The 13,658-nt window shown below is 42.4% G+C and carries 12 protein-coding genes; 4 read left to right on the forward strand and 8 right to left on the reverse strand.

Annotated features, from left to right (window positions below; genetic code table 11):
- The first annotated feature begins 38 nt into the window (after nucleotides 1–38).
- Both ABWT76_RS02150 and ABWT76_RS02155 read left to right on the forward strand, forming a co-directional pair.
- On the forward strand, nucleotides 39–1,802 hold the full coding sequence (locus ABWT76_RS02150) for a WG repeat-containing protein (RefSeq protein WP_054469724.1): 1,764 nt from the start codon (nucleotides 39–41) through the stop codon (nucleotides 1,800–1,802).
- Nucleotides 1,803–2,087: 285 nt separating this feature from the next.
- On the forward strand, nucleotides 2,088–3,386 hold the full coding sequence (locus tag ABWT76_RS02155; protein ID WP_054469723.1) for a type IV pilus twitching motility protein PilT: 1,299 nt from the start codon (nucleotides 2,088–2,090) through the stop codon (nucleotides 3,384–3,386).
- Nucleotides 3,387–3,636: 250 nt separating this feature from the next.
- On the opposite strand, the gene ABWT76_RS02160 is transcribed toward ABWT76_RS02155, so the two are convergent.
- The 7 genes from ABWT76_RS02160 to ABWT76_RS02190 all read right to left on the reverse strand — a co-directional run bounded on the left by ABWT76_RS02160 (nucleotide 3,637) and on the right by ABWT76_RS02190 (nucleotide 10,050).
- A complete protein-coding gene (locus tag ABWT76_RS02160) occupies nucleotides 3,637–4,596 on the reverse strand; it encodes a DUF362 domain-containing protein (RefSeq protein WP_354635576.1) in 960 nt (319 codons plus the stop codon).
- 142 nt (nucleotides 4,597–4,738) lie between these two features.
- Complete coding sequence (locus tag ABWT76_RS02165; protein WP_354635577.1) at nucleotides 4,739–6,355, reverse strand: SDR family NAD(P)-dependent oxidoreductase; 1,617 nt, start codon at nucleotides 6,353–6,355, stop codon at nucleotides 4,739–4,741.
- 26 nt (nucleotides 6,356–6,381) lie between these two features.
- On the reverse strand, nucleotides 6,382–7,812 hold the full coding sequence (locus tag ABWT76_RS02170) for an O-antigen ligase (protein WP_054469720.1): 1,431 nt from the start codon (nucleotides 7,810–7,812) through the stop codon (nucleotides 6,382–6,384).
- 53 nt (nucleotides 7,813–7,865) lie between these two features.
- Nucleotides 7,866–8,216, reverse strand: a complete 351-nt coding sequence (locus ABWT76_RS02175; RefSeq protein WP_354635578.1) for a DUF6516 family protein — start codon at nucleotides 8,214–8,216, stop codon at nucleotides 7,866–7,868.
- 22 nt (nucleotides 8,217–8,238) lie between these two features.
- Nucleotides 8,239–8,529, reverse strand: a complete 291-nt coding sequence (locus ABWT76_RS02180; protein WP_054469718.1) for a hypothetical protein — start codon at nucleotides 8,527–8,529, stop codon at nucleotides 8,239–8,241.
- Nucleotides 8,530–8,700: 171 nt separating this feature from the next.
- Nucleotides 8,701–9,045, reverse strand: a complete 345-nt coding sequence (locus ABWT76_RS02185; RefSeq protein WP_190880167.1) for a hypothetical protein — start codon at nucleotides 9,043–9,045, stop codon at nucleotides 8,701–8,703.
- Between the two features lie 162 nt (nucleotides 9,046–9,207).
- A complete protein-coding gene (locus tag ABWT76_RS02190) occupies nucleotides 9,208–10,050 on the reverse strand; it encodes a YaaW family protein (RefSeq protein ID WP_190880169.1) in 843 nt (280 codons plus the stop codon).
- 261 nt (nucleotides 10,051–10,311) lie between these two features.
- Between ABWT76_RS02190 and ABWT76_RS02195 the strand changes: the two genes are divergently transcribed.
- Nucleotides 10,312–11,409, forward strand: a complete 1,098-nt coding sequence (locus tag ABWT76_RS02195; RefSeq protein WP_354635579.1) for an FAD-dependent oxidoreductase — start codon at nucleotides 10,312–10,314, stop codon at nucleotides 11,407–11,409.
- A 249-nt stretch (nucleotides 11,410–11,658) separates the two neighbouring features.
- Entirely contained in the window at nucleotides 11,659–12,444 is a 786-nt protein-coding gene (locus tag ABWT76_RS02200) for a phage Gp37/Gp68 family protein (RefSeq protein ID WP_354635580.1), read from the forward strand.
- Here ABWT76_RS02200 and ABWT76_RS02205 read toward each other — a convergent pair.
- Nucleotides 12,425–13,549 carry a three-Cys-motif partner protein TcmP gene (locus ABWT76_RS02205; RefSeq protein WP_354635581.1) on the reverse strand — a complete coding sequence of 375 codons (1,125 nt, stop codon included), beginning with the start codon at nucleotides 13,547–13,549 and terminating at the stop codon, nucleotides 12,425–12,427. The two genes, ABWT76_RS02200 and ABWT76_RS02205, sit on opposite strands and share 20 nt — an antisense overlap.
- Between the last annotated feature and the right edge of the window lie 109 nt (nucleotides 13,550–13,658).

Genomic DNA, 13,658 nt, shown 5'->3' on the forward strand with positions numbered 1-13,658 from the left:
TAACGGAAAATTTATTAGAGATTTATTGAATACTGGCTATGATTGGACAAACTTTGCGATCGCGCTACAAAATAATTCAGGAATTGCTATCGGCTGTTCGGCAGAAAGTTTATCTGGCTGAGGATACCTTGGCAGAACAGCCCCTACCGCCTAAGTATATCGTCAGGCAGTTTCTCGTGGAAACTATGCAAAAAGAAATCGGGCGGTTATTCCGGGAAGCGGTGGGAGAAATTTTTCAATTAGCGAACTATCACAGTCAAATTCCCGATATTATCGATTATTTTGAGGACGATCGCAGCTTGTATCTGGTGGAAGAGGCGATCGAGGGTCATCCTTTGAGTCAGGAGGTGACGGTTGGTCGGCAGTGGTCAGAAGCGGATACGATCGAACTGCTCAAAGAGATTTTGGAATTAGTGGCACTGCTACATCAGCAAAAAGTGATTCATTTGAATCTTTGTCCAGAGAATGTTTGGCGTCGCCAAAGTGATGGCAAACTGATTTTGACGAATTTTGGTAATATTGAGCGGGTCAGTACCCTGGTTTTAGATGAGTTTTGGCAAGCTACTAGCCGCGCACCTGTGGGCATTGCTGGTTATATGCCCAGCGAGCAATATCTGGGGGTGCCAAAATTGGCCAGCGATCTTTATGCGGTGGGTGCGATCGCGATTTTTGCCCTGACAGGGATACCGCCGTATCAATTGCCCAAAGACCCAGATACGTTAGAAATTGTTTGGCGCGATCGGACACAGGTACAGGTGAGTGAAGCCCTGGTCAAGTTTTTGAATAAATTGATCTGCTATGACTTTAATCGGCGCTATCTGAATGCAGAGGAAGCGTTAGAAGCGCTGATGATGACAGTGCCTCAAGCACAACCGAGGGTTTCCCCGTTGCCGGTGCAAGTGGATCAAGCTTATGGTTATCAAGACCGTTACGGCAAACTGGTGATTCAGCCAGAATTTAATCTAGCTTATGAATTTGTCGGCGGTTTGGCAGCGGTTAAAGTTGGGAAAAAATGGGGCTATATTAACGAGGAAGCCACTTTTGTGATTTCGCCAAAGTTCGATCAGGCTTCAACTTTTAGTGAAGGATTAGCCAGAGTTCAAATAGGTAGTAAATATGGCTATATTAATCGCTCTGGGGAGATGGCGATTTCACCACAATTTTCTCAAGCGATGAACTTCCATGAAGGGTTAGCGGCAGTGGCGATTAATGACCAATGGCATTATATTGATAAAACTGGCAATATTGTGATTTCTCCTCCGGGCGATCGCCAGGTAGTATCGGGCTGGGCTAGTCATTTTTCCGGGGGTCTGGCTCGCTTCAAGACCATATTTTTCGGGGGTGGGCATCGTTATGGGTTTATTGACAAAACTGGTCAAGTGGCAATTTCCCCAGAATTTGAGGAAGCCAGCCACTTTTCTCAGGGTTTAGCCCGGGTAAAAATCGGTTACAAATGGGGTTTTATTGACAAAAAAGGTCAAATTGCTATTGCTCTAGAATTTGATCAAGCCGATGATTTTTATGGGGGTTTCGCGGCAATTAACCAATTTAATAAGTGGGGATTAATTAACCAGATTGGTCAATTAATTATTGAGCCTAAGTATGATAAAATTGGTAAATTTTCTGAGCATTTATGTCCTGTGAAAATGGGCTATAAATGGGGTTATATTGATGTGAGCGATCGCTTTGTGATTCCCCCGCAATATGATTTGGCTTTTCCCTTTATCAATGGTTTGGCTTTAGTTAATTTATCCGGCAACCGTGGGTATATTGATAAGATGGGTAATTTTATCAAACGTTGATCGATCGTTAATCCATCAGCGTTTGGCGGATGGGGGTTGCGTTCCTGGTCATGCGGGGAGGGGTCAGCAGTCGTTGACCCCGACTGCCCTCGTCTCCGTAAATACTCGCAACAAAAGTAACAAAAAATTAAGCGATCGCCCATTGGCGATATTTTTTTTTACAATATAAGTAAATTTACAGACAAGTCCAGGAATTGTGAGACAAAGTAGAAACGATTTGCCGAATTCTGGAATCTGTCGTTTATTTTTCCATCAGTAAAACTCCTCAATTGCAGCACCAAAATTATGGATACCCAAAATCGCACAGCGCAGAAAGCCAAGCCTCCCACCCCTGGAAGAATTCCCCCACCGCCGCCCCCGAAAGCCCCGCCACCGGCGCCTGTGCCCGGTAAAGGGATTCCAGAACAAGGCCATCACTCTGGTTTAATTAGGCAAAAAGCCGCCCAATTAAAACAGCAAACCTCGGAAAAGTTAATTGAGCCGATGGTGAGAAGTGCTTATGAACAAAAAGTATCGGATATTCATATTCGTGTCGGCGAAGTGCCTAGGTTTCGGATTAACGGCGAAATGATTCGCGCCGATAATTTTCCGGTGGTGACTCCAGAACTGTTGGAAAAATATCTGCAAGAGATTCTCACTCCGGCACAGCGAAAAAAATTTGACGAAAACCAAGAAATAGATGCCGCCATTTATTATCCGGGTTTGGTCAGATGTCGGATTAATTGTTTTCAAACCCTCAATGGTGGGGCGATCGTCTTACGATTGATTACTTTGCATATTCCCTCAATCGACCAATTGAGATTACCGCCGGTTTTGAAGAAAATCATTAGTATTCACCAAGGTTTAATTCTGGTTACTGGGCCGACTGGTTCGGGGAAATCTACGACTTTGGCGGCGATGATGCGTTATTTAAACGAAACCATCTATAAGCACGTCATTACCATTGAAGATCCGATCGAATATGTTCACTCCTCTCACACCTGTTTGATTAGTCAACGAGAAGTGGGGATGCATACTCAAGATTTTCACGTAAGTTTACGGGCAGCTTTACGGGAAGATCCAGATGTGATTCTGATTGGGGAAATGCGCGATCGCATCACCGTTAATATTGCCCTACAAGCGGCGCAAACAGGTCACTTAGTCTTGGGCACTTTGCACACCCGCAGTGCGATTAATTCGGTGAACCGTTTATTAAACCTTTTTCCCCCTGAAGAAGAACACGCCATGCGGATTCAAATTGTGGAATCTTTAATGGCGGTAGTCTCTCAGGTTTTGGTGCCCACTGCTGACGGAGGACGCATCGCCGTTCACGATATTTTAATCAATACACCGGCCATGCAAGATTACTTAATGAAAGGGGAAGAAGAGAATGCTTTCTTATTAATGCAAAGCGATACCCATGAAGGAATGCAAACCATGAATCAGGCATTATATCGCACTCTGATGAAAGCACTGATTACCGAAGAACAGGCTAAGAAAGCATCGCCGGATCCGACAGAATTGGATCGTCTGATTCGTACCGGAGGCTTTGAAGCCCACAACTCTCCCCGTGATTTTGAAGGTAGATATGAAGCTAAATTTTAATTAGTTTGGTTATTCTTGGTGGTTGGTTATGGCTTATTCGTTGTTGGAGGTTGGCAGAGGAATAAAAAATTACGAATAACCTATTTTAGAGCAAGAATCTGGTTATATTCCCTGAATTATTCATAGCGATCTATCGCCCATATATTTCCTGAGAGTTTTACTCATTACAAAGACACAAATAACCCAGAGATGAAAATCCACTTTTTCTTTGTGTTATTCGTGTCTTTGTGGTCAATAATCAATTTTGCTTTTATCGAGTGGCGTAGGTTTTCATCGGTTCTTTGATAAACCGGATATAGAGATGTTTGAAGGTCGATCTCACCACACGGGGTAAACCAAAGTCAATGGGGATTAAATTATCCGGGAGTTTCCAATCGGTAATTTTTAAAGTATCAGGATGTTCTAAGGGAAAATGAATGTCCGCTAATTCGGGACATAATCCTAGTCGTTGAGATGCGGTAATGGTGGGGATTATGTTTGGGTCAACATTGACGATTTCAATTAAGGCGCGATCGCAGGCAAATACATCGGGAGAAGCGGCTAAAACCCCTAATTCCCTGGGTTCGCCGCCACTTGGCCCATTTCCTTCATGGCCAATAATTGCGTCCACAATGGTTAAATCAGGGGCGATCACCCGCGCTGTTTCCACTAACATAAGGCCGAAATGGTTGGCATCTTTTCCTGCTTCCATGTGCCACCAAGCTTTCATTTTTCCCGGTACACAACCAAACAGATTCTTGACTCCCATTGTCATGGTTAATTGAGCATGGGATTTGATTTTAGGTAAATTAATCACCACGTCCGCTTCCATTGCCTGTTTTGATAAGCGTAAATGGTTAAATTCTTCGCTGACTGTTTGATAGCGTTTGCCGTTAAATTCCACAATGGGAATATTTAACTCTTCCAGTAAAGGTAAATAACCATTTGCTTCAGCCACTCCCTTAGCGCTGCCAAAAGCTGGACTATCTCCCATAAACGGTTTTCCCCCCACCGCTTGCACCATTTTGGCCACACAATAGACCATTTCCCCACGGGTGACACATTCTTTGGTGGGTCGAGCTCCGGTGAGTAAATTGGGCTTTAATAAGACGCGATCGCCTGGTTTCACAAAAGCACCCATGCCCCCCAATGGTTCGAGCAAGGTTTCTAGAGAAGCTGGCAAGGTTTCTATTTGATAGGAATTGGCTCGAATTAAACTGACTGTGGACATAAGTAATCGTTTGGATAAGTTTATTTAGGGGTTTCTCTGCAATTAATTTCCCCAAGGTGGGGAGATAAGTCTTAATTCTAACACGGGATTTTTGGATTCGGCCAAATTCTAATTTTCCGTCTAATTTAATCTCATTTAAAGTCTAATTACCCGATAAAGATATGGGATCGTGATAATTTGGACTATATCCTGGTAAAACTTTTACCGTTTTTTGGGCGATTCTTAAAGTCAGAGACAGACGCACTTTGCCACTGGTGTTATAAACAGAACGATGCACCAAATTATCCGTAAATACAATAAAATTACCGGGTTTTAATACCACGGGTATTGCTTTTTCTTTAACGGCATTAGGAACATTAAAAAAATGATTGCCGCTAAATGGATCGGTGACTTGAATTTTACATTGATCTAATTCTATTTTGGGAATATATTCAAAGCCATTCCTTTCGGTGACATCGGTTAATGCAATATAAATATTAATGCTTTTTCCTTCCCCGGACAGTAAATTTGGATAAATATCTCGATGCCAAAATGGGATGAGTTGACGGGAGGGATAATTAACCCATAACTCCGAACGCCATAGGTGAAAATTTTCGCCGAGATATTTTTTCAATACCGCCAGTAAGTTGTCGTCTTTACACAAGTCCAATATTGGCGGACTGTCTAAGTGTCTTTCCATGTAAAATTGCCGCTTATAACATTGGACTAACAGCAACATTAGGGAGCCAAATTGTAAGCGTAACAGCGATTTTAATCCTTGAATTAGTAAAAGTTTGACAGGCGGTTTGGGCAAGACTTTTTTCAGAATATGCTGAGAAATCTGCGCTATTTGCTCTTGAGTTAAATTGAGGGCATAAGGCCCCCAAATTTCATCGGTGCCATCATAATAAATTTGCTTGGGTTCTTCCTTGGGTTTTTGCTTGGGTTCTTGCTTGGTTTCAACCGTTGGCATCCCGCCAGTCCAGGATAAACTTTTTTCCCATAGTTCTTGACATAAATTATGGTTTTGGGCTAAGGGTGGCCAAGGTATTTCGGCGCCGTTTTGATCGAAAAATTTCCCGGTAATGGATGCAAATTCTGGAGAGGTGGCACAGAGTAAGCTACTATAAGCACCTTTTTCTGGACTAATTCCCACACCTAAGTATTTACTCAATTGATGACCAATGGTAATATTGGATTGGACATATCCCGGATGCACCGCATTGACGTTAATGTTGGTGAATTTTTGCGCGATTTGTTGGGTTAAGAGTAATAAACAAAGTTTAGACTGATTATATAATTCGATAAAATTAAATGGGGTTGGTTTAACAAATAAATCCCATTGGATTCGAGTCGGTTTTAAGGCTAAATCTGAGGATACCATGACCAGCCGACTAGGGGCGGATTGTTGTAATTTTTCCAATAGTAAGTAAGTTAGCAAAAAGTGCCCTAAGTAGTTGGTTCCCCAAATTACCTCAAATCCTTCTTCCGTGACGCCTCTGCCGTTGAATATTCCGGCATTGTTGACTAAAATATTTAAGGGTAAGTTTTTGTCTAAAAAGAGTTGAACACAGTGACGGACTGATTCTAGTGAGGCTAGATTTAACGGTAAGTATTCGATGTTTGGGTTGTCGGTTTTTTCCCGGATATAGGCGATCGCTTTTGCGGCTTTTTTTGCAGAACGACAAGCAATGAAGACATGATGGCCTAGTTGGGCTAATCCCACCGCTGTCATTAAGCCAACCCCTGAATTTCCCCCGGTAATAATAGATACTTGCATAAGTTAATTTTTCTGATTCTGTGACTTTATGAGTGGATGAATGATTTGATGTTCCCTTGATGTTCTCTCAGCGATCGCGCTACCACTCCCGAAATTGCGGCCAATAATAGCCAACCGAGAATGTTAATCCGGGAGTCAAAGAGAGGGACATCTAATACATGAAATAAGATACAGCCGATAAAGGTGATGAGGTAACTAAAGAAAATTAATCGATCTTGGAAAAAGGGAATTACTTTACTTTCGCTGTCCGAATCGATCGACCAATTACGCAATAATAATATGCCTTGGGCTACGACCCAAGCAACTATACCAGATAATAATAAGGTGGCGGGAATGCCGGTTTCCGCAGACAGCATTAAGAATAAGTTGTGGGGATGTCCCATATAGACTTGGGTTTGGGCTTCGTAGAGTGGGGGAAAACTGCGTAATCCCCAGCCCGTTAAGGGCTTTTCTAAGGTCATGTTTCCGGCAAATTTCCATTGAGTGATGCGTAAAGTCCCTATGTGGCGATCGGGAAACAGGTCGTCGTTGATTCTAGCCCAAAAGTAAGCGGGGACGATCGCCCTTAACCATCCCTGGATTGGGTTTGGGCCAAAGGCTGCACCCAGTATGGCGGTGACAACGGCGGCGACCACGCCTAGGATCCAGCGCCAGCCTTGGTACAGGGCAAAGGCAATTAGGGCAAGGAGGGCGATCGCCCAACCATTGCGCGAGTTAGTCAAAATCAGGGCAATGCCATTTCCCAATATTGCCAGGGTTAAAAATAGCCAGCGCATCCACATTTGACTCGCGTCTTCTGTGGAGTTCAAGTTCACCACTCTGACAATTCGGGGATCGCGGGGATCTCTGACCATTTCTTGTTGGGTAGGTATTTGCTGCCGCTGTTTGAGGGCTTGGGTTTCTTCAATCCAGAGTCCGAGTCCTAAAATAAACGGAATTAAAAAGTAACTGGCTAAAACATTGGCATAAGCAAATACGGAAGCCATGCGACCGGGGGGCGTCCCCATTGGTGCGATCGGCCAATCAATAATTAGCCCTAATTTTACCGGGCCAGTCCAGCCCCAAAATAGCTGACCAAAGCCAATTATTACTACGGGAATTGAGCCAATTAACAAAATCCAGGCCATGCGTCGCAATTGTTGCGGGGTTTGAATTAGTACGGTGAAGGCAGCAAAAAAGGCAAAGAAAGGTAAAAAATTAAATAAGCCTAGCAATGCGGCGATTTTATCTGCCGCTAAAGTCGCACTGATGACTAGGAGTGCGGCTAAGAGTGCGAAGCCTTGATTAATTTTGCTTTGGTGGATTTGTTGGGGGTAGTTTTTCCAAGTTCCCCCTAGGGCGAATAATAGAGAAATCCCCGCGAGTAAAGGACTCATGGGTAATAAAAGTAACCCGAATTGGGCTATGTTCCACCATCGTTGCAAACGGGGGTCAGGATGTGGTTGTAATAGTTTCATGCAACAAGACTGTCCGTATAAAAAAAAGCGATTCTACCGCCGCAGACATCGCACTATCCTAATATTTTTTTTACCTCATTGAGTACCTCAGCTAAAAAAGGAGCATCTGATTTAATTACATTATCCTCACTGCCATCATGTTTATGATGAGGAAAGGTAGGAAGATTTAATTTGCGATGGTGTTCCGTATTGTCATAGCGAAAAATTAGGTCGTTCTGTGAATTCATATATTGATAACTATACATTTTTCTATCGATGGATATTTCCGTATAGACAAATTCTCGGAAATACAAGAAAGAATTATCTGGAAAATCAATGTTTCCTCGAATGAAACCTTCATACATTCCTCTTCGACCGCAGTCTAGATTAAATATTTTGACGATTGCCGATGATGCAAGTAACATCTGAACTTGCTGAAAATAATCTTCAATTAACAAAATCAATTTCCTCTATCGACTCTTTGGTTTGTTGTAAATGGGTCAGCATTCGATATTCTCCGATCCATTCATCAAAGTCAAAACTATGGGGTAATTCATCATTGTTAAACCGGGTGATAAATTCCTCGGTGGATAATTGATATTTGGTTTCAAATTCCTGAAGCCGTTTTTGGGTAGCTTTTATTCCGGCGTTTACACTTTGTAGTCTTTCTGATAAAGCACTTTGAATAATTCGTTTGAGTGATTCTGGATTTTTTGCTCTTAGTTTGAGTTCAGCCATGATTTTTTTCTCCTGATGCTGTGAATTTGACTATTTTTTACTGGGGGATTAGTTACTGATTTTTGATTTTATCAGGCGATCGCTTGCTAATTTGGCAATAATAGCAAGCAAAATTTAATTCAGTAACCTGTTACGACGCGGCATATATGGGCTATGTATTTAGCAATTTATTCAACGATGAATCGAATGGGTCAACCCAGGAATTTCTACATTGTCATCGACTCTCGCAAACTCATTAAAAAGTTCAAAAAATAAATCTAGGGCTTGACGCTCGTACTGTGAGAAAAATAAAATTATTTTGTCCCAAGATTGGCTAGATGTAATCTTAAATTTTTCTTGAATCCAAGGGTCAAAATTGGCAAAGTGTTTCTCTTGCTCCGTTTCGACTTCTCCAAGTTGATGCCGCGCCAAAAAATAACCTGCTAAGAAACTTTGTAAGTGGGTAATTGATGGTTGTCCCAGATACATGGCAGGCCGTTTTTGAATCTTGCGGATGATATCGTATAAATCTAGCATAAACTATACTATTTTACCAAATATGACACATTATTGTAATGGTTGTTTTCTTTATTCATGCAACCAGAATCAGTCTGTATTTTAATTAGGCTTTTACCCAAAGAAGCGATCGCATCTGTCCAGAAAGCGATCGCCTTCATTCCATCACCATCAACGGATTATTTAAGCCAGTTCCCAACATTCAGTCCGGGTCAGGCGAATTTGGGCTAAAGCAAAAATAGTGGGGATAATTCGCCCATAATTAGTGGCGATCGCCCGCCAACCTAAATCCGCTAAAAACCAAGTCCATAAAGCGGGGCCTAAAAACGCAAACACACTCCGAACTGCCCCATAACGTCCAGCAGTTAAGGCCATTCCTCGGCGAGCCATGTGTAAAGTTACATAATTTTGCAACTGAGTTGCGGCGATGGTTCCGCCGCGAACTAGGGCTTGTTTGGCAATTTGATATTTGGCAAATTGAATGGCAAATTGACGGGCAATTTGTTGCAAAAGCATGGGCTTAATTAAAGAATTTACCGCCAAGGCGCAACCGCCTTTAACGAATATGCCCAACGGATCTTTTTGTACTGCTAAAGGCAATGGTTGAGAAAAGTTACTACTGGCAAGCGATCGCTGAATTCTGAGGGTTAAAGACTTTTGTTCGCTTTCCGGTAACTGTTTCCATGCCCGTCCCATTAAATGTAGGAAAACTTCCGCTTCTAAATCCGTGGTCGAAAGTTTTTCGGAATAAGAAATGTTTAAATAGTTACAAACTTGAATTAAAGCTTGGCGATAACTAAAATGATGGGTTTGGCCCCTAATCACCGTAAAGCCATCCGCCGCCAAAAATCTAAATCGCTGCTCGATCGCATCCAACCAAACTGCGCGATCGCGGCTTTGAATGTCCAGGGGGTTTGGGGTTTGCACATAATCCAGGGGATTAAACTTGGGGCGGAATAGAATATCGGTCAATTGTTGTAACTCTTCTTCTGTCGCCAACTCTAGCACTGTTCTTAGTTCATCCAACTTTAGCCACCTCCCTTGATTTTTCTACCTAAATTTAATCCAATTAATCTAGGCAGGTTATTATATATGATTATTTTACGACGGGCATTTTTGGTTAAATTTTAGCAAATTTTTCGCAAATTTACCGCTCGCATTGAGCATAACGGCTCAACAGAGTCAGATAATTGCCTCGGATCGCCCTTTGATGATCATCGATGAATTCACAATAAATTAACATATTGATTGTTACTAAAAACATCCAGGATATCTAGGAAAACTTTCATGTTTGATGTCGCAGTGATTGGCGCGGGAATGGCGGGTTTAACCTGTGCCCAGCAGTTACAACAACTCGGATATCAGGTGGTGGTTCTAGAAAAATCTCGTGGGGTCGGTGGTCGAGTGGCGACTCGCCGATTACCAGAGACTCGCGCCGATCATGGGGCGCGGTTTCTCAAGCCAAACACTGATTTATTACATCAATTGGTGATGGTGTTATCAAGTCATCACATTGTGCAGCCTTGGACCGATCGCTTGTACCAATTTAATCCCGACAATGGGGAATTGGTCGCCGATGCTAATTGGTGTCCTTATTATATCGCCCCAGAAGGGATGAATGCTGTGGGGAAATTTCTGGGGACGGGCTTGAATATTTGCTTCAGCGGACGAGTAGAAAAGATTTATCCCGATAGAAATAATCTCATCTGGCAAATTACCCTGGAAGCGACATCAGAGTTAGAGTCAACGGAAGTAGTTGCGCGAACTCTGGTGATGGCCATTCCTGCGCCCCAAGCTTTGACGCTTTTGGAACCAGAAGCCACGGGAGTTTCTTCGGCAGTGCTTGACAAAGTGCGATCGGTGGAATTTGACCCTTGTATCGCGGTCATGGCTGGCTATCCCGCCGCCAGACAAAAAGATTTAGCCCAACAAAATCCGGTTTGGCGGGGTTTATTCTTTCCGCCAAATGACCCCCTCGCTTGGATCGCTTGGGATAGCAGCAAACGCAAGGGGGCAAAACAACCTGTATTTGTCCTGCATAGTAGCGCCGAATTTGCCGAAAATTATTTAGAGGCGACGGATTTACAACCGGCAGGCGATCGAATTTTAGACCGGGCGGCGGAATGCACAATTCCCTGGTTAAATGCCCCGGAATGGGTGCAGATTCACCGTTGGCGTTATGCTTTTTGTCGCCGTCCTTTACCGGAAGAAATCTTAATTGCCGATAGTCCGTTACCGTTAGTTTGTGCCGGTGATTGGTGTGGGGGAAATCAAATCGAAGGGGCGTTACGTTCTGGTTTTGAAGCTGCCCGGTGGATCAATGGACAATTGCAGGAACTTCCTCTGCCACCTTTGGCTAGTTTTTGGCATAGAATTGCCGGATAATTGGCGCGATTCGGCTAAAAAGAGGAGGCTAATGAGAGAGGAGAGAGAAAAGAGGAAATTAGATATAAAGATAACCAAGAAACCCGATTTCTCTCCTCAAAAATTATATCCCTTTATTTCTGCTATCTAATTTCTCGGTGTTCTCTGTGTCTCTGTGGTAAATTTTATGAGAATGAAATAATAACTTGATTTTTTATTCAATACATGATAAACTATTGTTATAATAATCGGACAAGCACTCAAGAAAATATGTCTAGCATTAATACCGGAATTGAATGGACCGATCGCACCTGGAACCCCACCACGGGATGTACTAAAATTAGTCCAGGTTGCACCCATTGTTATGCGGAAGCCCTGACAAAAAGGTTTCATACAAATTTCCCTAATGGGTTTAATGTAACTCTCTATCCAGAGCGGTTAACCGAACCCTTAAAGTGGCGCAAACCTAGTCGAATATTTGTTAATTCTATGAGCGATTTGTTTCACGAAGATATTCCTCTATATTTTATTAAAGAGGTGTTTCAAGTCATAGAAAAAACACCTTGGCATATTTATCAAATCTTAACTAAAAGACATCAGCGCTTACTAGAACTAGCCCCAGAGTTAACCTGGCATGAAAATATCTGGATGGGAGTATCTGTAGAGAATCAGAATTATGTGCAACGGGTGGATTATTTGCGACAAGTCCCGGCTAATGTGCGCTTTCTTTCCTGCGAACCACTCTTAGGGCCATTAGATTTAGATTTAACGGATATTCATTGGGTGATTGTGGGGGGTGAGTCGGGCAATAAACACCGACCAATGGAATCAGAATGGGTGGAAAATATCCGCGATCGATGTCAGGAAGCTGGGGTGGCATTTTTCTTTAAGCAGTGGGGCGGTAGAACTCCAAAAGCGAATGGCAGATTATTAGATGATAAAATTTGGGACGAAATGCCCGAAGCTTGGAAAAAACACCGTCAGCGTTGGAAAAACGTCCCGGTTAAATCTAGGCAAGTTGAGGGCAACAAATCCCTTACTTCGGTGGGAAGGTAACTTTGACATCATCGGCAAATGTAGTCTGACCTTTATTTTTTCGGCGTTTACTAGCTGGTGGGTCTACAGTTATTTTACCTTGAGATTCTAATTTTTTTAGAGCTTCTTTATAATTTGTCTTGATGTAGCGTTTGCCAACATGATGTTGCTCATAAACTTCAAGCATGGTCATAGTTTTACCGGCAAATTTATCAAGCAACATATCTTCCAATTCGTCAAGGGGTTTTGACAACTCAAAAAGTAAAGGGTGATATTGCGTAGCTGGATTATATTCAAAAGACGGAACACCTTGTTCGGTGCTAGAGCTTTCTTTTGCCATAATCTCTTTCATTATTTCGTAGCCACGGACGTGCTTAGATACAAATATTAGGTGATGGCTAGTTCTATTTCCCGTCTTGTTTTTGAAGCAAAATGGTAAAACGTATTGACCTCCTATTTTTTGCAAGGATTCCGACAGTTCTTCTACAACCATTAACTCCCGCTCTTGGGGTTTTTTGTCTTCTAGATATTGTCGAAGTGTATTTGCTTTTTCTTCACCAAATAGAGCGTTCATGTGTTCTTTAACAGCTTGATTATTCAAGCCCATATTAATTCGGTTATAGTTAAAGAAAAATATGCAATCGCAACCCCAATCTTTAATCACCGATCCAATTAATCCAAGTGATAAGCCTTTGTAACCCCAAGGATCGATGAAAAAAAGTGTGGGAACTAAGCGAATCTGTTGCAAGTTTTGAACAATTTCTTCTCCTACTTCTTTGTTTAATACTCTGGGTTTATGCGTTAAGGTATTGATGCCATCTAGTGAGGCGATCGCTTCCTGAAGAGATTGGGTGTTATTAGAATCAATATCATTAAAGATGGTGATAAGCATTTGTCGCATATCGGGTTCGACGATCGCCCGTTCCAAAATCCGTAATGGTGTAGACTGAGAACCATCTTTGTAGCGTCCCGGCCCAGAAAATAAATCAACGTATGCAATGTTGTTATTTCTTTTCTTTGCCGAAGGGATAATTACTTTTGCCCAAGCCCAAAAATATTTAGCCACAATTTCAGCTTTCACTAAAGACTGCTCTCTGGACTCGTTAAAAAAATCACTATTGCTCATAATTGGGTTTAAACATTCAGATGAGAATAATTAGATTATAGCTGAATCAATTGGAAATCGGCAAGATTTTGCATCTTTTTCTACTCTCTTTGTGTTCTCTGTGCCTCTG

Source organism: Planktothricoides raciborskii GIHE-MW2 (assembly GCF_040564635.1).
Classification (GTDB): Bacteria; Cyanobacteriota; Cyanobacteriia; order Cyanobacteriales; family Laspinemataceae; genus Planktothricoides; species Planktothricoides raciborskii.

Bases quoted from the DNA above. Each gene is read 5' to 3' on its own strand.
- ABWT76_RS02150 (WP_054469724.1), top strand. From the start codon at position 39: ATGATTGGACAAACTTTGCGATCGCGCTACAAAATAATTCAGGAATTG.
- ABWT76_RS02155 (WP_054469723.1), top strand. From the start codon at position 2,088: ATGGATACCCAAAATCGCACAGCGCAGAAAGCCAAGCCTCCCACCCCT.
- ABWT76_RS02160 (WP_354635576.1), bottom strand. From the start codon at position 4,596: ATGTCCACAGTCAGTTTAATTCGAGCCAATTCCTATCAAATAGAAACC.
- ABWT76_RS02165 (WP_354635577.1), bottom strand. From the start codon at position 6,355: ATGCAAGTATCTATTATTACCGGGGGAAATTCAGGGGTTGGCTTAATG.
- ABWT76_RS02170 (WP_054469720.1), bottom strand. From the start codon at position 7,812: ATGAAACTATTACAACCACATCCTGACCCCCGTTTGCAACGATGGTGG.
- ABWT76_RS02175 (WP_354635578.1), bottom strand. From the start codon at position 8,216: ATGTTACTTGCATCATCGGCAATCGTCAAAATATTTAATCTAGACTGC.
- ABWT76_RS02180 (WP_054469718.1), bottom strand. From the start codon at position 8,529: ATGGCTGAACTCAAACTAAGAGCAAAAAATCCAGAATCACTCAAACGA.
- ABWT76_RS02185 (WP_190880167.1), bottom strand. From the start codon at position 9,045: ATGCTAGATTTATACGATATCATCCGCAAGATTCAAAAACGGCCTGCC.
- ABWT76_RS02195 (WP_354635579.1), top strand. From the start codon at position 10,312: ATGTTTGATGTCGCAGTGATTGGCGCGGGAATGGCGGGTTTAACCTGT.
- ABWT76_RS02200 (WP_354635580.1), top strand. From the start codon at position 11,659: ATGTCTAGCATTAATACCGGAATTGAATGGACCGATCGCACCTGGAAC.
- ABWT76_RS02205 (WP_354635581.1), bottom strand. From the start codon at position 13,549: ATGAGCAATAGTGATTTTTTTAACGAGTCCAGAGAGCAGTCTTTAGTG.